The 17,425-nt window shown below is 41.8% G+C and carries 15 protein-coding genes; 14 read left to right on the top strand and 1 reads right to left on the bottom strand.

Going from position 1 to position 17,425, the window contains the following annotated elements; genetic code table 11:
• Nucleotides 1-32: 32 nt before the first annotated feature.
• The 5 genes from ACGTNI_RS12120 to ACGTNI_RS12100 all read left to right on the top strand — a co-directional run bounded on the left by ACGTNI_RS12120 (nt 33) and on the right by ACGTNI_RS12100 (nt 4,934).
• Nucleotides 33-968, top strand: a complete 936-nt coding sequence (locus tag ACGTNI_RS12120; protein ID WP_394462723.1) for an LCP family glycopolymer transferase — start codon at nt 33-35, stop codon at nt 966-968.
• A 410-nt stretch (nt 969-1,378) separates the two neighbouring features.
• A complete protein-coding gene (locus tag ACGTNI_RS12115; RefSeq protein ID WP_394462721.1) occupies nt 1,379-1,741 on the top strand; it encodes a hypothetical protein in 363 nt (120 codons plus the stop codon).
• Between the two features lie 278 nt (nt 1,742-2,019).
• The gene (locus ACGTNI_RS12110) at nt 2,020-3,861 is read left to right on the top strand and encodes a M6 family metalloprotease domain-containing protein (RefSeq protein ID WP_394462719.1); all 1,842 of its coding nucleotides are present in this window, start codon (nt 2,020-2,022) and stop codon (nt 3,859-3,861) included.
• A gap of 151 nt (nt 3,862-4,012) precedes the next feature.
• On the top strand, nt 4,013-4,735 hold the full coding sequence (locus tag ACGTNI_RS12105; RefSeq protein WP_394462717.1) for a hypothetical protein: 723 nt from the start codon (nt 4,013-4,015) through the stop codon (nt 4,733-4,735).
• A gap of 40 nt (nt 4,736-4,775) precedes the next feature.
• The gene (locus tag ACGTNI_RS12100; protein ID WP_085505983.1) at nt 4,776-4,934 is read left to right on the top strand and encodes an aspartyl-phosphate phosphatase Spo0E family protein; all 159 of its coding nucleotides are present in this window, start codon (nt 4,776-4,778) and stop codon (nt 4,932-4,934) included.
• Nucleotides 4,935-4,978: 44 nt separating this feature from the next.
• On the opposite strand, the gene ACGTNI_RS12095 is transcribed toward ACGTNI_RS12100, so the two are convergent.
• On the bottom strand, nt 4,979-5,389 hold the full coding sequence (locus ACGTNI_RS12095; protein ID WP_394462715.1) for a hypothetical protein: 411 nt from the start codon (nt 5,387-5,389) through the stop codon (nt 4,979-4,981).
• 287 nt (nt 5,390-5,676) lie between these two features.
• Here ACGTNI_RS12095 and ACGTNI_RS12090 point away from each other — a divergent pair, with 287 nt between their 5' ends.
• The 9 genes from ACGTNI_RS12090 (at nt 5,677) to ACGTNI_RS12050 (ending at nt 17,373) form a co-directional block, all read left to right on the top strand.
• Entirely contained in the window at nt 5,677-6,015 is a 339-nt protein-coding gene (locus tag ACGTNI_RS12090; RefSeq protein WP_394462713.1) for a hypothetical protein, read from the top strand.
• 119 nt (nt 6,016-6,134) lie between these two features.
• Nucleotides 6,135-7,124 (top strand): LacI family DNA-binding transcriptional regulator, encoded by a 990-nt coding sequence (locus ACGTNI_RS12085; protein ID WP_394462711.1) that lies wholly within the window; start codon nt 6,135-6,137, stop codon nt 7,122-7,124.
• A gap of 188 nt (nt 7,125-7,312) precedes the next feature.
• Nucleotides 7,313-8,710, top strand: coding sequence for a sucrose-specific PTS transporter subunit IIBC (locus ACGTNI_RS12080; protein WP_394462709.1), 1,398 nt, complete (start codon nt 7,313-7,315; stop codon nt 8,708-8,710).
• Between the two features lie 76 nt (nt 8,711-8,786).
• On the top strand, nt 8,787-10,244 hold the full coding sequence (locus tag ACGTNI_RS12075) for a glycoside hydrolase family 32 protein (protein WP_394462707.1): 1,458 nt from the start codon (nt 8,787-8,789) through the stop codon (nt 10,242-10,244).
• A gap of 28 nt (nt 10,245-10,272) precedes the next feature.
• The gene (locus ACGTNI_RS12070) at nt 10,273-11,139 is read left to right on the top strand and encodes an ROK family protein (RefSeq protein ID WP_394462705.1); all 867 of its coding nucleotides are present in this window, start codon (nt 10,273-10,275) and stop codon (nt 11,137-11,139) included.
• A 234-nt stretch (nt 11,140-11,373) separates the two neighbouring features.
• Nucleotides 11,374-13,149 (top strand): AAA family ATPase, encoded by a 1,776-nt coding sequence (locus tag ACGTNI_RS12065; RefSeq protein WP_394462703.1) that lies wholly within the window; start codon nt 11,374-11,376, stop codon nt 13,147-13,149.
• Between the two features lie 275 nt (nt 13,150-13,424).
• The gene (locus ACGTNI_RS12060; RefSeq protein WP_394462701.1) at nt 13,425-14,354 is read left to right on the top strand and encodes a manganese-dependent inorganic pyrophosphatase; all 930 of its coding nucleotides are present in this window, start codon (nt 13,425-13,427) and stop codon (nt 14,352-14,354) included.
• A 176-nt stretch (nt 14,355-14,530) separates the two neighbouring features.
• Nucleotides 14,531-15,487: a mannose-6-phosphate isomerase, class I gene (gene manA, locus ACGTNI_RS12055; RefSeq protein ID WP_394462699.1), complete on the top strand. Its 957-nt coding sequence runs from the start codon at nt 14,531-14,533 to the stop codon at nt 15,485-15,487.
• Between the two features lie 161 nt (nt 15,488-15,648).
• Nucleotides 15,649-17,373: a phospho-sugar mutase gene (locus ACGTNI_RS12050; RefSeq protein ID WP_394462697.1), complete on the top strand. Its 1,725-nt coding sequence runs from the start codon at nt 15,649-15,651 to the stop codon at nt 17,371-17,373.
• The last annotated feature ends 52 nt before the right edge of the window (nt 17,374-17,425 follow it).

The raw sequence follows: 17,425 nt of genomic DNA, 5'->3' as shown, positions 1-17,425 counted from the left end.
GTGGTTTTATATTTAGTTAATGAGGTGGACGAATGAGAAGTCGTAAAGATCAAAAGAAAAAGCAGCGGAAAAAAGGCAAGTGGTGGAAAGTCACTTTACTGGTCATGCTTCTGATTTTAATAGGAGTGGGAGCCTATGCTTTTTCAATTTATAGTAATGTGAAAAACACAGTCGATAAAGATTTACATGAACCTGTTTCCTCTATTGATAATGATCTTACAAAGAAAAAAGTAGAGAGCAAAGAATCTCTTAATATATTATTACTTGGGGTCGATGAACGAAACTATGATAAAGGCCGTTCGGATACGATGATTGTCCTGACGCTTGACCCGGACAATGACCGGATGCAAATGGTCAGCATCCCACGGGACACACGTACCGAGATTGTAGGTAGAGGTACCGAGGATAAAATTAACCATGCCTATGCTTTTGGTGGCAGTGATATGTCCGTTGATACAGTAGAAAACTTCCTCGATATCGAACTCGATTATTATGTCCGGATGAATATGGAAGGCCTCGAACAGCTTGTTGATGCTGTAGGAGGAATTACCGTCAATAATAATATGGCGTTCAAACAGGACGGCATTACGTTCTCGGAAGGACAGCTTGATTTGAGTGGGAAAGAAGCTCTTTCTTTTGTAAGGATGAGAAAAAATGACCCTCAGGGGGACGCCGGACGTAATGAAAGACAGCGTCAAGTCATCGAAGGGGTCATCGAAAAAGGTGCCAGCATCGGCGGCGTCAATAAAATTGGCGATATCATGGACGTACTTGGTTCTAATGTAAGTACCAACATGGACTTTTCTGATATGAGAAAACTAGGAACCGATTATCGAAGTGCCCGCAAAAATACAGAAACCTATCAAATGCAGGGTAGTGGGACGAACATCGGGGGAATCTACTATTTGATTGTCCCGGATGAAGAAGTACAAAAAGTTAATGGAATGATAGAGGATTATCAATCTTAAAGTCATTTAATCGAGCAGGAAACTCATTGAGTTTCCTGCTCGATTTTTTAGTTTGCGAAAGTTAAAGGGAATTCTTATCGCCGCTTTTCTTCATCCTTAGCAAAGAAATCCAGATCAGCTAAGCTATTCTATTAGTTTTTGTAGTATAAAAGCCTCTGCTTCTATTAATAGCCAGATTATATTTAAAAAATCGGGTTTATAAACTAACTTTCTTCCAGAAAATAAAAAAATATAAATAAAAATCCAGAAATCGATTAAGAGAATATTAAATATATTACATAGGTTAGTAAGAAATATTTATATTCTGTAATAGGGGTATTCATTTTACAGGATTATATTGAAGGCGTTGTTTTTCACTCATATAATTAACGTGGAATTAGCCAGGCAACTTTAAGTTAGGAGAGATCCCGTTGAAGAAAGTAATATTTTTATCTTTACCTTTTTTACTGATAGGATTGACGTTCGCAGCTATGTTTGAAGTGAAAAGAGCGGACACGCCATACAGTCAAGAGACAAAACAGATGGAAGAGTACATAGAAGAAGCCGCAGAGAGTGTAAAGCCTACGGATGGAGCGGCAGCAACTATCGAAGAGATCGACATGGATGCAATCCAACAAACAAGTGCAAATGAAGCACCGTCTTATACCGTAGAAAAACAAAAGGGTACCGTTTCAGTATTTGATGATCAGGATAATAAGGTGTTTGAAACAACATTGGAAGACTGGAACAAGAATAAAGATTATTATCACCAAAAATATCGAATTGAAGAATAGGAGGAATAATCATTTGCCTGCCTTGAAGATATTGTTTCTTTAAGGGGGGTATTTTGTTTTAGATAACTGATTCTATAGAACTGTTTGTAATATAGGACATTGTAGATATGCTACTGACAACCTATGGATAAAAGGGTCCGTTACTGATTGTCGGAATTTGTAGAATTAACAAGTAATGGTAGTCTATCATGCTTATTTTGTCATATTCTGTATCATAAATCTTCTGAATATTCTATAATTAACTGGAAGCAACTAGAAATTTGGGGGAGGAACAAAGAATGTTGAACAAAAAATTTCTATCATCCGCTGCTGCTTCCTTGTTGTTAGTATCTGGACTGACGACAGGGCTTGCTGGCGGAGGGGTAAGTGATGTACAGGCATCCAATGATTATAACCTGGAACCAGCGCATTATGTTCCGGCCACACCGGAACTGGCTGAACAGGCGAAAGAAGCTGGTATCGATATTTCTAAACATGACCCAGCTGAAAAGTTTGCCAATCAAGGTTCAAAATTTGAACAAGCTGCCGGAGACCATGTAGCTTACGAAAAAGCAGAAGGAGAAGTTCCGGTGCTTGTTCTGTTAGCCAAATATAAGGATGGCGACCAGCCGAAAGGGGCACTGGATGAGCCAGTGCCAGCTAAGTACTTGAATGATCTCATTTTCGGGGATGAATATAACCCTTATGAGCTGGAAGAATTTAAGGAATATGCCGAGTTTGAAGGACAAAAAGTACCAACAAACAGTACCATGCAAAACATTTATAAAGAATCCAGTTATGATAAAGTCGAACTGACTACATATGACGATATGACCGATATCGGCTGGGTTGAATTGCCAAGAGGAGCTTCCTATTACCTTGATCAGACTGGTGAGTATGCTAATGGCGGAACGTATGTAAATGGGAATGCGAACGCAGATGCTCACATGGGTGAATTGGTGCGTGATCTCTTGAAAGCAGCTGACCCTCATGTAGACTTCTCTCAATATGCAGAAGACGGAGAAGTTCCGAATATCTTTGTCGTCCATGAAGGAACAGGGGCCGAATTCAGTCGTGATCCTGCTCAAATTTGGTCACATAAATGGGGTGTGCTCAGTGCATTGTATTATGGTCCATATTATGATGATGGGGTCCCCGCAAATCAAAAAGAAGGCTTGACTATGGATGAATGGATAGAGAAAACTATTAAAGAAGATTTGACTTATGATGGCGTAGTCGTTAACAACTACACAGTCGAACCGGCAATCGGAGGAAATGTAGCTGGTTATGACTTTGCAAACGACACATACAAAGAAGAACTAGAAGCTGGACCTTATCCGGCACAACCAGGGGTATTCGCTCATGAATTTGGCCATGCCCTTGGGTTACCTGACTTCTATGACACAGAATACACTTCAGAAGGCGTCGGAAACTTCTCCATGATGGCGGGTGGTTCCTGGATGCGTTATCCAAATGATGCCGCTTATTCCGGAAATTCACCGACCGGTTTTGATCCATTTTCTAAAATGTTCTTAGGCTGGCTGGAGCCGCAAGAAGTTACACCAGAAGATGGCGTCAAGGAGTTGACACTTGGACCTGTTAACGAATACGAAGATGTCGTAAAGATGGACGTACCGGGCTCTAACGGCACCGAGTATTTCCTATTTGAAAATGTACAGCAGGAAGGCTTCAACAAAGGACTGGCACGTGTTGGTGAAAACGCGGAAGGCCTGGTTGCCTGGCATGTTGATGAAAATGTCATCAATAAGTATAAGACAGCAGGTTTACGTCCAAACAACGTTGAAAATTGGATGAACAAACGCTTCCAGTACAATCAATCGGCAACAGCTTCTGATGGAACGTTAATCACGCATTATGGATTGTCCGTATTGCAGGCAGATGGAGAGTATGACCTGGAGCGTAATAACAACCGTGGTGACGAAGCTGACTTCTTCACTACTGGCAATCAAATCACTCCGAATTCAGGAAATGTTCATTCAGGATCCTATTACTTCTGGAGAGAAGATAATCCTGTACCAGCTGATTCCGGCATCCATGTCACTGACATCCAGCAAAATGAAGATGGCTCTATTACAGCTAAATTCTTCTATGAGTTTCCGGGAGATAAAGGAAAAAAGTAAATAATTCAGCATCAAGGTCAGGCGGAATTTGACGCCTGGCCTTTCATTTTGAATGGGAACTTAACTTTTTAATAATTCTGTCGAAATATAAGATAAAAGCATTATCTATTAAGACAGGTTATAATAGAGTTGAAAAGGAGGTGGAAAGTTAATGGAAATGAATAAAGAAACAGTTGCTATCGTGGCAACTGTCTTCTTGACAATTGGACTGGTGGTTAGCAGTTTCTTTATTGTCAAAAGCATTCAAGATGGGCGGACAGTTCTAACGGCCCAGTCAAATTATCAACTTCCACGTGAAGCAAATATACATAGGGAAAAAGAATACAACTATGAATTACATACACGTATAATTGATGAAGATTTTTTTGTTGATGAGGAAGAAGAAACTTCTGGAGAAAATTTAGAAACTGAAGATACTCTGTTGGAGGAGGGCGTAGAGGAAGAGAGTGAAATAATAGTAGAAGAAGAGTCTAATGGAACTTCCACATGGGAATCAAATACCACTACTACTAATTCAGAAACGAGCACCTCAAGTTCTGGCTCGACTTCCATACCTGCCAGTTCTAGTAATTCTGGTAATTCAAATAAATCCTCATCGACAGATCCTGATAGAAGCAAAAATAATGGGAAGAAATCCACTGAGGAAGATAAGATAGAAAATAAGGAAGAAAAAGATACTGATACAGGGAATAAAGAAGAAAATCCTGTGCAAAAAGAAGAAGATAAAAAAGAAACAGTGGTCGATGATGGTCCTTTAACTGAGGAAGAAAAAGATAACTTGGAAAAAGATAAAGAGGATGAAAAGGAAAAAGAAAAGAGGGAGAATGACCAAAACGGAGACTTAGAAGAAGAGTCCGAAGAAAATGCTGAATAATTCAAAAAAATTAGTGAAATTCAAAAGAGGAGGATCGGAAATGTTAGCACCAGCAGAGCTGGAAGTTGAAATTGAAAAGTTAAGACAAAAGATGTACGGGCTATATAAGAACAATCCCTCCGACCCTCAGCTCGTCTCAGTTTCCCAGGCTTTGGATGAACTGTTGAACAGATGGCAGTATATGAATCACGGAATATAAAAACATTAGAAAACAGCCGACGGTATTAAACCATCGGCTGTTTTCTAATTTTCATCATGGCTGCTTATCTGCAACGTTACTTTGTCGACACCGAGCACGCGTGCTGCTTCGATCATGTTTTTCGCTTTTGCCTCTGCTTGTTCAAGAGATAGATTAGCTGTTGTAATTTCAAAAGAAGGCGTTGCGATATTGTTTTGTTTTTGTTCAGTGACCTTTGAAGTATTTACTTGCACGTCACTTGATACTTTTGCCTTATCTTCAGAGGTTACGAAGGACACCATTTCCTGTACATTGTTTTTGTATCGCTTTCCACGGATTTTTCGACCATGGTAAACTACATTGGAGTAGGGACAGCCTGTTTCTGCAGCAATCTGGCGGTAGTTTTTGTCTGATTCTTCGAGGAGTTGTTTGACTTGGTTGAGGTCATAATCGTATTTTTTGTTACCCTTTGCCATTTGAATGCTCCTTTATAATTTTTTTAAAATGGAATAGTATTATTTTATCATAAACGAATTTTTTATATTTGTCATATTAATTTTTTCGACAGATTACAACTGGTAAATAATTAATATTGTAGAATATTTTTTGAGTATATACATGGTATTATCGATCAGCATAACAGTGTGTATCAATTGATGGGATAAATGTATTAGTTTTTTAAGAAATTAGGTAAGACGAAAATATGAAAATGGAAGGAGAGGATTTAGGCGGAATCTGTCGAAATGGTTAGGGAGAAGGAGTGATGGTACGGATGTCATTGTCGTTTTCACTACAAACAATCCTTATGCCGAATGGAGACCCGTTAGTATTTGACCATGGCTTGTTGGTTGTTCATGAAGAAAATAATAAGAATTGGTTTGTTATGGTGAATCATGCTGCTGTAACGGAAGAAACGAAGCAGTTATTTGCTGATAAAGAGGAATTTGAAGTTACGATGGTTACCTGGGAGTCTACTGTGTTTATAGGGAAAGTGAAGATTAAAAATTTGTATGAGGAAGATGCATACATGGACGGGCGTGCTCCCCTCCAGGAACCGGTCCAGCGTGTAATTGAGCTGGATGGAGAGAAAATTGCTTTTTAATACTGGACACCCCGGGTCCTCCAGAATCTGGAGGACCCGGGGTGTGTTGTTGTGATGGACATTCGGGTGTATTTGCAATAATATGTACATAGATTCCATTGGTATGGAGGAAAAGTTTTATGACAACGATCAATGATATTGCAAAAATGGCAAACGTATCACGCACAACGGTCAGTCGAGTGTTAAATAATAATGGGTACGTCAGTGAATCGGCTCGCAAAAGAGTTATGAAAGTAGTAGAGGAAACGGGCTATATTCCTAGTGTGTCCGCTAAATCATTGCGTACCAAACGTTCCGGTGTCATCGGAGTCATCCTTCCTAAAATCAGTACGGAAACAGCCAGCCGGGTGGTGGGAGGCATCAATGAAGTAGTCTCCAAAGAAGGCTTCCAGATTCTTTTGACAGATACCGAATTAAATCATGATAAAGAAATTGAGTATATCCGACTGCTCCAAAGCCGCCATGTTGATGGCATTATCTTATTAGCAACGAACGTCAACGATCGGTTGCTGCATGCGATTGAGGAGTCGAAACTGCCTTTCATTTCCCTTGGTCAGGAACTTCCTGGGGTCACTTCCATCGTTTATGATGATTACCACGCAGCGGTAGATATGACAACTATGATTCTACAAAAAGGCCATGAAAAAATAGCCTATATCGGTGTCGGGGAAGAAGATCCAGCGGTTGGTGTGCTTCGAAAAAAAGGATTTATGGATACGATGAAGAAAGCCGGGATTACCGTTGAAGAAAAATGGTGCAGTTACGGTGATTTCAGTATGGAATCCGGTTACGAAAGTATGAAACAAATCATTAATAACAACCGAGAAAATCCGCCAACAGCAGCATTTGTGGTTACCGATCGTATGGCAATAGGTGCCATGGAATATTTGAAAGAACAGGGTTTCCGCATTCCGGGAGATATCGCCATTACTGGTATTGGAGCAGCAGTCATGTCGAAGTATATTACTCCGTCATTAACGACTATCGATTATTTCAACAAAGATGCCGGGAGTAAAGCAGCAGAATTGCTGCTTGAACAGTTGCAGGGTAAAAATACCAGAAAAAAAATTACGCAAAATTATAGACTGATTAAGAGAGATAGTGTATAGTACAAATCAACAAGCGATATGGAATCGATTACACACACATCTCTCTCTTTTTTTAACAAAAATGTAAACCGCTTACATGGTTTTTATTTTTTCACTTATATGGAATCGATTCCCTAAATGTTGCTATTATTTTTTTCTTGGGTGTGTAATCGATTACACAAGAGGATTACCAAAGGAGGATTTATACGATGGCTAGTAATGATCAAATTGCCAAAGAGGTGCTTGAAGCAGTCGGAGGCGAAGAAAACGTTCAGTCTATTGCTCACTGTGCTACCCGGCTGCGGGTAATGGTCTATGATAAGGAAAAAGTGGATGTTGATGCTGTGGAACGAATTGAAAAGGTCAAAGGTGCATTCTATAACTCTGGTCAATATCAAATTATCTTTGGAACTGGTACGGTCAATCGTATTTATGAAGAAATAACGAAATACAATGTGGATGGCACATCGAAATCAGAAATGAAGGAAGAAACAGCCAAGCAGGGGAATGCCTTCCAGCGAGCGATTCGAACATTTGGTGATGTCTTTGTCCCTATCATTCCTGTACTGGTAGCGACCGGTCTCTTCATGGGATTACGTGGGCTTGTCATGCAGGAAGCGATTCTTTCGTTATTCGGCTTAACGCCTGAAAGCGTACCGGAAAACTTCATTCTATTTACAGAAGTTTTGACAGATACGGCCTTTATCTTCTTACCGGCACTTGTCGCCTGGTCGACGTTCCGAGTATTCGGGGGAACACCAGTCATCGGTCTTGTGCTCGGTCTGATGCTTGTGTCACCGGCGTTACCGAATGCCTGGGAAGTAGCATCCGGTGATGCATCACCACTAACGTTTTTAGGTTTTATCCCGGTAGTCGGATATCAGGGATCGGTATTGCCCGCCTTCATTGCCGGTATCTTAGGGGCAAAGCTTGAAAAAGCGCTGCGTAAACGAATTCCAGAAGCACTTGATTTGATTCTTACGCCATTCTTAGTATTACTCGTTATGATCGCAGCGGCATTATTTGCGATTGGTCCGGTTTTCCACTCGGTAGAAAATTGGATTTTCGCAGGTACAATGTTCTTATTGGAACTGCCGTTCGGACTGAGTGGCCTTCTGATTGGCTTCTTCAATCAAATTATTGTTATCACTGGGGTTCATCACATCTTTAACTTTATGGAAATTCAATTGCTGGAACGCCTCGGTTTTAACCCATTCAATCCGATCATTACAGGTGCAATCGCAGCACAGGGTGGGGCCGCGCTTGCTGTCGGTGTTAAAACGAAATCCAAGAAATTGAAGGCATTGTCTTATCCTTCAGCATTGTCTGCATTCTTAGGTATCACCGAGCCGGCTATCTTCGGTATCAACCTCCGCTATATGAAGCCATTTGTTATGGGATTAATCGGAGGCGGTGTATCCGGGTTCCTTGCTGCAATTATGGGATTGAAAGCAACTGGTATGGCGATTACGGTAATTCCAGGAACGTTGCTGTACTTGAATGGCCAGATTTTCGGGTACATTTTAGTCAATCTCGTTGCAATCGGGACAGCGTTTGTATTGACTTATCTGTTTGGATTCAACGATAAAATGGTAGACAACAAATAATAGAACACGAAGACCTGGGGCACGGTATCCTGGGTCTTCTTCCATTTATAGATTGGAAGGTTAGGAGAGTTCAGCTATGATGAATGACAAAGATTTGCGACAACAAGCCTATCAGGCGGTAGAAAAATCATTGAAAACAGCACAACAAGACCCATACCGTCAGGGGTTCCATATGACTCCCCCGGTCGGTCTCCTGAATGACCCGAATGGCTGGATCCAATGGCAAGGGAAGTACCACATGTATTTTCAGTGGATGCCGTTTCATACTGGTCATGGCGCCAAATTATGGGGGCATTACAGCTCGGATAACCTGGTAGACTGGGAACTGGAGCCAATTGCACTGACACCAAGTGACTGGTTTGATAAAAACGGCTGCTATTCTGGCAGCGCCATTGATCACGATAACAAGTTAAAAGTTTTTTATACCGGAAATGTACGTAATGACAAAGGGGATCGGGAAACTTATCAGTGCCTGGCAGAATCAGATAATGGCATTGATTTTATAAAAAAAGGTGTTCAAGTTGAACTGCCTGAGGGGTACACTGCTCATTTCCGTGATCCTAAAGTATGGAAGCAAGAGGGCAAATGGTATATGGTAATCGGCGCTCAAACTTCAGGAAAAGAAGGTACAGTAGCGTTCTTCGAATCCGATGATTTAGAAGAATGGACACATAAAGGCGAACTGGCTGGTCCTGTTGACGGGCTCGGTTATATGTGGGAATGTCCAGATGCGTTTCAACTGGATGGTAAGGATGTATTGATTTTTTCCCCGCAGGGTGTCACGGCGCAAGGAATTGATTTTAACAATCAGTACCAGACAGGTTATGTGATTGGGAAGATTGATTATGAATATGGAAAAATGGAACATGGGAGTTTCACCGAATTAGATCGCGGTTTCGACTTTTATGCGCCTCAGTCGATGGTAGACGAGAAAGGGAGACGTCTTCTTGTCGGATGGATGGGTGTCCCGGATCAAGGTGAGGAGCATCATCCGACTATTAAGCATCATTGGATTCATAATTTGACGTTGCCGCGGGAACTTAGACTGGAACAGGGGAGCCTTTATCAGCTCCCAGTCGAGGAAATGAAGCAGTTGAGAGAAAAGAAACTGTTCGAGCAGGCGGTTGATTCTGAAATCTCTCATGAGATCGCCCGCACTTCCGAATTGATAATCGAAACAGATGGCTCCCTGGATCATTTGGAGCTTAAACTGTTTGACTTTCTTACTTTGTCCTATAGTAAAGAAGAAGGGTATTTAACCTTGGAACGTCCGAACTTAGCATCAGGGGAAATGGAAAATCGGAGCTGCCGCTTGATCGAAGGGATAAAACATGTGCAAGTGTTCATTGATCGTTCCTCCGTAGAATTTTTCATCAACAAGGGTAAAGAAGTCTTCACTACCCGAATGTTTGCTGATCCAGAGGAGCGCCTCTTGAAAGTGAAACAAAAAGGAAATGAACAACTCAAGCTGACAGCCTGGGGTTTGAAGGATAATTGCATCCAACAGGATATAAGCAACTGGTATAATGAATAATAGAAACTTTTACGGAAGGAAGAAGTCTATGAAACTTGGTGCAATCGAAGCTGGTGGAACAAAGTTTGTGTGCGCAATTGGCGATGAAAAAGGCGAAGTGTTTGAGAAAACGGTTATACCGACAGAAAAACCGGAAATCACCATGCCGAAAGTCTATGAGTTTTTTGAAAACAGTGATATAGAACGGGTTGGAATCGGCAGCTTTGGACCGATTGATTTGAATGAAGGAACAGGAACCTATGGAACGATTCAAAAGACTCCAAAGACGGATTGGGTTGACTTCCCTTTGGCAGATGAAGTCAGCAAGCATACAGGGGTTCCTGTAGTAGTCGACACTGACGTTAACGTGGCAGCTTTATCTGAATCCCGATGGGGAAATGCGACGGATGTTAATTCCTGTCTTTATATTACGGTTGGTACTGGCATAGGTGCCGGTGCAATTGTAAATGGGGAGACACTCAAAGGATTGTCCCACCCGGAAATGGGCCATATTGCTCTCCGGCGGCATGAAAAAGATGATTTTGCCGGAACTTGCCCTTATCACGGCGACTGTCTGGAAGGAATGGCAGCAGGACCTGCGATTGAACAACGTTGGGGAAGACCTGGTAAAGACTTAGCAGACGATGAATTGGTATGGGAAATTGAATCCTATTATTTAGCGCAGGCAATCGTTAATTACATTTACATTTTGTCACCGGAACGTGTGATTATGGGCGGTGGGGTTATGCAGCAGACCCACTTGTTCGATTTAATCAGAAAAAATGTAGTGGACATGCTGAATGGCTATGTCAGCTCTCCGTTATTGACTCCCGATCGCATAGATAACTATATCGTGCCGCCTGGCTTGACAAATGAGGCTGGTATAAAAGGAGCTTTAATATTAGCTGCTAAATAATTAGAAAGCGTGGAGACGGCTCCACGCTTTTTTTTAATGAGAAATTCATCTACTAGAACTATTTTACTAAAATGCAGGAATTTATACCGATAAGGCAAAATATAACTAATATACTAATCAATATTATTCGTTTTAAAAGATGTTATCTTCAACCAGGCATTCTTAAACTCCATTGCTACCCAGTTATCCAATATCGATGCATGAGGTTATTACATCCGAATAAATAAGGAGGGCATGCATTTTTCTAAACCTGATAAAGAGACGACCGTTGAAGGTTTGGATATACATATGATGATGATCGAGAATGATGTTTTCATTGGGCGGAAACAGGAGATAGAGGAATTTAAGGAATTTATCGCTAGCAATAAAGCTAATAAACGAATCCTCCATTTTTATGGAACCGGTGGAGTTGGTAAAACGTTCCTGTTGCAGGCATTTCATCGCTTAACAAAAGCTAATGCCGACACGATTTACCTGCATTTAGATAGCGAAGATTTATTTCAATCTCCCACTATCCTCGCAGGGCAGATTCTTACCATGTTAGAAGCAGCTATCCACTATTCAAATGAGTTTGTTAGTTTTTCTCCAACCACAATGAATCATTGCTTCGGACTATTGAAGCAAGCCGCAGAAACCCACCGTATCATTGTTGCTGTTGATACGTATGAAAAGATGGAAAACCTTGATCGGTGGTTTCGCGAATTTTTTCTTAGACAACTTCCGGGCAACGTTTCGGTTATCCTGGCAGGTCGTCAACCGCTGACAGGACCCTGGATTGAATCTCCCTCCTGGCGCAGGGTGATTAAGCAAATAGAAATTTCCTCCTTTGATGAAGAACAAACGCGTGAATACCTTTACAATGCAGGCATAAGCCGGGAAGATACCATGCGGGAATATTGGTATTACACCAAAGGTCATCCACTAACTTTATCTTTGAGTGTCAGCACCTGTGACAAAGGCTTCGGTGATATGCTGCAGGAAGAAAGAAATGAGTTGTTTTCTTATTTGGTGCACCGCTGGATGAGTGAAGTCGCAGATCAGCAATTGCAAGAACTATTGGAAGCAGCGGCGATTCTGAGGCACTTTGATCAGGAGGTTTTGTCTTATGTAAGAAAAGAAAAATTGTCGGCTTCTACGTTTGGAAAACTTACTCGCCTTTCCTTTGTTAGAAGAAATAAGCGTGGATGGGCGCTCCATGATCTGGTCCGTTCTTCTATTTCGCTCGATCTAAAGAACCGGGATCCAAATCGGTATAAAGCATTAAAAAAATATAGTGCTTTTTATTATATGGAGCGTATCCACTCCAACGAGGCAGAAGAACGTGAGATTGCTGAATTTTTTTATCACCTGGATGAAGAAATGATACTGTCAGCATTTTTTCAGGACCCCGTCACTACGAATGTTTATACAGAGCCGGTTGGGGATCACAACTTTACAGATGTAGAAGCTTACTTTGAAAGAAGGGGTAAGCAATTTTCTGAGAGTATTGCTCATTATTATCACCGTGACTCCCGCCAAACCTATAATTACTATGTATCATTCGAGCACAATCAAAAAGAATCCGAGCTTATCGGAGCGGATTATGTGAAGAGGTTAGGATACAATGTCTGCAGGCTGGTAAAGAGCGGACAGGGAGAGACGATAGGGGTTTCTATAATTGTACCAATTAATCGGCAAACGCTCCCTCATCTGAAAAAAGAACCGGTTTCACGTGCTTATTTCACTGGTTTGACTGCCAAAGAGGAAAAAGAATACGCCGTTCCATCTGACGCACGGTCCGGCTGGTTTATCCGGATGCTGGATTGCCTGGATACGAGTGATGCTGGAACCCGTTCTTACCTGTTATATAACTTGTTTCCTTTACTGTTATCGGGGGAAAGAATCATTATCTCTACCCCCATTCCTTTTTTTCAGCGCTTGATCCAGTTGTTTGGTTTTGAAAAAGTGACAAGAGCAACCCATTATGATTATGGTCCAGAAGAAAATAAAATAAGCGAGGATAGCCATTAACTTATTACTTTCTACATCTTGCCTCGCAGCAGCACCAGTGGTCTGATTTACATCTTGAGATTCCATCATCTCCCACCTTTCCCATATATTTCGCTTTGCGCATCCATTGCTTATACTTTATCACCATCCATAAAGAAGTAATATTATACCTGGGTATAGTTTCTAGTGAAAGTTTTGTATGGAAGCGCCTCGGCATTCGTTTCAGTTTTTCTCTCCCTTCTGGAGAAAATGTTTGTTATAATAGCGACATATATCATCAAAAAAGGGGTTTTATCATGGCAAAGAAGTTAATTTTTGGGCACAAAAATCCAGATACCGACACCATTACCTCAGCAATTGTCTATGCTGATCTGAAGTCTAAAATCGGGGAAGAAGTCGAACCGGTTCGCCTGGGCGAAGTGAATGGCGAAACTCAATTCGCACTCGAGCAGTTCGGTGTAGAAGCCCCTCGTCTTATCGAAAAGGTATCAGATGAAGTAGAGCAGGTGATCCTTGTCGACCATAACGAACGTCAGCAAAGTGTAGATGACATCGACCAGGTACAGGTAATGGAAGTCATCGATCATCACAGGATTGCTAACTTTGAAACACAAGGTCCGCTTTACTACCGCGCAGAGCCTGTAGGCTGTACCGCTACTATTTTAAATAAACTGTATAAGGAACATAATGTTGAAGTCAGCAAGCAAATGGCCGGACTGATGGTTTCTGCTATTATCTCTGATTCTCTATTATTCAAATCGCCGACTTGCACGGAAGAAGATGTGGCAGCGGCAAAAGAATTGGAAAAAATCGCCGGAATTGATGCGGAAAAATACGGACTTGACATGCTGAAAGCAGGAGCGGATATCAGCGATAAAACAATGGCAGAGTTGATCAGCCTGGATGCGAAAAACTTTGATATGGGCGGAGCCAACGTAGAAGTTGCACAGGTTAATACGGTCGACACGAGTGAAGTGCTTGAAAACCAGGCGGACATCGAAGCGGAAATGCAAAAAGCCATCGATGAAAAAGGTCTGGACTTGTTCGTATTCGTCGTAACGGACATCCTTTCAAACGATTCTACTGCGGTTGTATTGGGAGATAAGTCCGCAGCTGTCGAAAAAGCCTTTGAGGTGACCTTATCTGAAAACAAAGCAGTCCTCGAAGGCGTTGTTTCCCGTAAAAAACAAATTGTACCTCCATTGACAGAAGCTTTGTCTTCATAAAAAATCAGCTTCTCTTTCATTATGAAGGGGAAGCTTTTTTGCATTTCAAAGCATTTTAATACAAGTTCGATTTAACCTGTTTTATTTTGTTTTCTATCTATGACTTGTATCATTCCTGTGGTGTAGTAAAATTCTTATTAACATACTATGACTTATCGACAAAAGGAGCAGAATTCATGTATAACGAACCTATCTTTTTAAAGCCTGTCTTCAAAGAAAGAATATGGGGAGGGAAACAGCTGCACGAATTGTTCAACTATGACATTCCTTCCGATCAAACTGGAGAATGCTGGGGAATTTCAGCCCATGCGAATGGTCCGAATGAAATCATGAACGGCCCGCTCGCAGGTAAAACGCTAACGGAAGCGTGGGAGGAGAACAGAGAGCTGTTTGGCGATCAAGCAGGTGACGAGTTTCCTTTACTGGTCAAAATTCTTGATGCGAAAAAAGACTTGTCTGTACAGGTACATCCAGATGATACTTATGCACAGGAAAAAGAAAACGAAGCATATGGCAAGACAGAATGCTGGTATGTTATCGATTGTGAGGAAGGGGCTGAAATTGTCTTCGGCCACCATGCGACAACCCGTGAAGAATTACAGGCGATGGTAGAAAATGGTGAATGGGACAAACTTCTGCGAAGAGTAAAAGTTCATCCTGGTGATTTCTTTTATGTTCCGAGCGGTACGATCCACGCGATTGGAGCAGGTGTCCAGATTCTTGAAACCCAACAAAGTTCGGATATCACATACCGTGTCTATGACTATGATCGTGTCGGAGCTGATGGGAATAAAAGAGAGCTCCATCTAAGTGAGTCATTAGAAGTAACTACTGTCCCACATGAAGATCCTCAGTTGGATCGTGAGTCGAGCAAAGACAAAGGCTTGAAGGAAGAGAGTCTGGTGAAGGCGGATTACTTTGGTGTCGTACTGTGGGAACTGGACGGTCGTTCTCCTGAATTTCGATTTGAAAAGTATATTTTAGTTAGTGTCATTGAAGGAAAAGGAATGGTCAAAGTCGGCAATCAGCGTCATGCTGTCAAAAAAGGGAGCCATTTCATTCTTCCGACAACGATGGAGCCGTTCGAGCTGGAAGGAAAGGCAAAAATGGTCGTTTCCTGGTCCAATAAATAGGAAAAACCTCGAGGTGTAACCATCACCTCGGGGCTTTCGGGATCTTTCGTCACAATAACAATTGTTTTTTAATACTTTTCGACATGATATGTCATAAAAAAACGAATGGACTCTGATATAATGAGCAGGAGTATATTATTCTAACAAAAAAGGATGATCCTATGACCTGGCAGACTTCATATCAACGATGGAACGATTTTGATAAGTTAGAAGCAGAAATGCGAACTCAATTGAACCAGATTCAAACAGATGAACAATCCCTGGAAGATGCTTTTTATAAAAATTTGGAGTTCGGTACAGGAGGCATGCGTGGCAAATTAGGGCCTGGTACCAACCGGATGAATATTTATACCATCCGCCGTGCAGCGGAAGGTCTTGCTAGATACATAGAAGCTCGCGGTGAAGAATGGAAGGAGAACGGTATTGTCATTGCCTATGATTGCCGTCATATGTCTAAGGAGTTTGCGATAGAGACTGCGAAAGTCTTAGGCATTCATGGCATTAAAGCGTATGTATTTTCTTCTCTTCGTCCAACACCGGTGTTGTCTTATGCGGTGCGTTATTTATATGCGGCTGGTGGTATCGTCATAACGGCAAGTCATAATCCTCCGGAATATAATGGGTTCAAGGTTTACAATGAAGATGGTGGACAACTGCCGCCCGCTGAAGCCGGCGCAGTGATCGAAATGGTGAATCAGATTGAAAATGAATTACAGGTAGAAGCAGCCGATCAAGGTGATTTGGAAGCCAACGGCCTTTTGGAATGGATTGATAAAAAAGTGGATGAGGCATACCTGAAGGAGCTTCGAGGGGTCAATATGAACCCGCATATTACCCATGATGCCGGTGAAGATTTTCAGGTAGTTTTCACTCCTTTGCACGGTACGGCAAATGTATTGGTACGTAAAGGACTGGAGCAAGCCGGTTTCAAAAACGTGCATGTAGTTGCTGAGCAGGCCGACCCGGATCCTGAATTTTCCACAGTAGCGTCACCGAATCCTGAAGAGCATCAGGCGTTCGAAATGGCAATCACCCAAGGGAAACAAGTAGGTGCCGATATATTAATCGCAACAGATCCGGATGCGGACAGACTTGGAGTAGCAGTGCCCGATGAACATGGAGAATACCGTGTTCTGACAGGTAACCAGTTGGGGGCATTGATGCTTGACTACCTGCTTTCCCAGCACCTCGACCTTCCTGACAATGGAATCATGATCAAAACCATTGTCACTTCTGAATTCGGTCGCGCAATTGCATCCTATTATAATATCGAAACGCTCGACACTTTAACAGGATTCAAGTTTATTGGAGAGAAAATCCGAGAATTCGAACGGACTGGAGAATATGAATTTTTATTTGGTTATGAAGAAAGTTACGGATTTCTAGCTAAAGATTTTGCTCGTGATAAGGATGCCGTGCAGGTAGCTGTACTGGCAACAGAATTGGCATTGTTTTGGAAAGTAAAAGGAAAAACGCTGCTTCAAGCGCTGGATGCATTATACAAACGCCACGGCTATTATATGGAAGATTTGCAATCTATCAAATTAGATGGAAAACAAGGCGAAGAGAAAATCAAAGCAATCATGGATACTTTTCGCCAGGAGAAGCTGACCGAAGTGGCCGGCTTGAAAGTTCTAGCTGTCGAAGACTATGCATCTTCCCGCAGATTGATAGTGAAGACTGGTGTAGAAGAGACCATTACTCTTCCTGCATCGAATGTGTTGAAATTTGTACTTGAGGATGATTGCTGGTTCTGTCTCCGTCCATCTGGCACAGAACCGAAAATAAAATTTTATTACGGCGTGAAGTCATCTTCAAAAGCTGATAGCCTGGAAAGACTGGAGAAATTAAAGCAAGCATTAGCCGCCTATTTACCAGCACTATGATGAGTGGGACACGCCCTCCATATATTGGCAGGGCGTTGTCCCTTTTCATTAG

The organism is Thalassobacillus sp. B23F22_16 (assembly GCF_043496955.1).
In the GTDB taxonomy this organism is placed as follows: Bacteria; Bacillota; Bacilli; order Bacillales; family Halobacillaceae; genus Thalassobacillus; species Thalassobacillus devorans_A.
Note: the sequence above shows the minus strand (reverse complement) of the source record. Positions and strands in the feature narration are given on the sequence as shown.

Bases quoted from the DNA above. Each gene is read 5' to 3' on its own strand.
- ACGTNI_RS12120 (WP_394462723.1), top strand. From the start codon at position 33: ATGAGAAGTCGTAAAGATCAAAAGAAAAAGCAGCGGAAAAAAGGCAAG.
- ACGTNI_RS12110 (WP_394462719.1), top strand. From the start codon at position 2,020: ATGTTGAACAAAAAATTTCTATCATCCGCTGCTGCTTCCTTGTTGTTA.
- ACGTNI_RS12105 (WP_394462717.1), top strand. From the start codon at position 4,013: ATGGAAATGAATAAAGAAACAGTTGCTATCGTGGCAACTGTCTTCTTG.
- ACGTNI_RS12100 (WP_085505983.1), top strand. From the start codon at position 4,776: ATGTTAGCACCAGCAGAGCTGGAAGTTGAAATTGAAAAGTTAAGACAA.
- ACGTNI_RS12095 (WP_394462715.1), bottom strand. From the start codon at position 5,389: ATGGCAAAGGGTAACAAAAAATACGATTATGACCTCAACCAAGTCAAA.
- ACGTNI_RS12090 (WP_394462713.1), top strand. From the start codon at position 5,677: ATGGTACGGATGTCATTGTCGTTTTCACTACAAACAATCCTTATGCCG.
- ACGTNI_RS12085 (WP_394462711.1), top strand. From the start codon at position 6,135: ATGACAACGATCAATGATATTGCAAAAATGGCAAACGTATCACGCACA.
- ACGTNI_RS12080 (WP_394462709.1), top strand. From the start codon at position 7,313: ATGGCTAGTAATGATCAAATTGCCAAAGAGGTGCTTGAAGCAGTCGGA.
- ACGTNI_RS12075 (WP_394462707.1), top strand. From the start codon at position 8,787: ATGATGAATGACAAAGATTTGCGACAACAAGCCTATCAGGCGGTAGAA.
- ACGTNI_RS12070 (WP_394462705.1), top strand. From the start codon at position 10,273: ATGAAACTTGGTGCAATCGAAGCTGGTGGAACAAAGTTTGTGTGCGCA.
- ACGTNI_RS12065 (WP_394462703.1), top strand. From the start codon at position 11,374: ATGCATTTTTCTAAACCTGATAAAGAGACGACCGTTGAAGGTTTGGAT.
- ACGTNI_RS12060 (WP_394462701.1), top strand. From the start codon at position 13,425: ATGGCAAAGAAGTTAATTTTTGGGCACAAAAATCCAGATACCGACACC.
- manA (WP_394462699.1), top strand. From the start codon at position 14,531: ATGTATAACGAACCTATCTTTTTAAAGCCTGTCTTCAAAGAAAGAATA.
- ACGTNI_RS12050 (WP_394462697.1), top strand. From the start codon at position 15,649: ATGACCTGGCAGACTTCATATCAACGATGGAACGATTTTGATAAGTTA.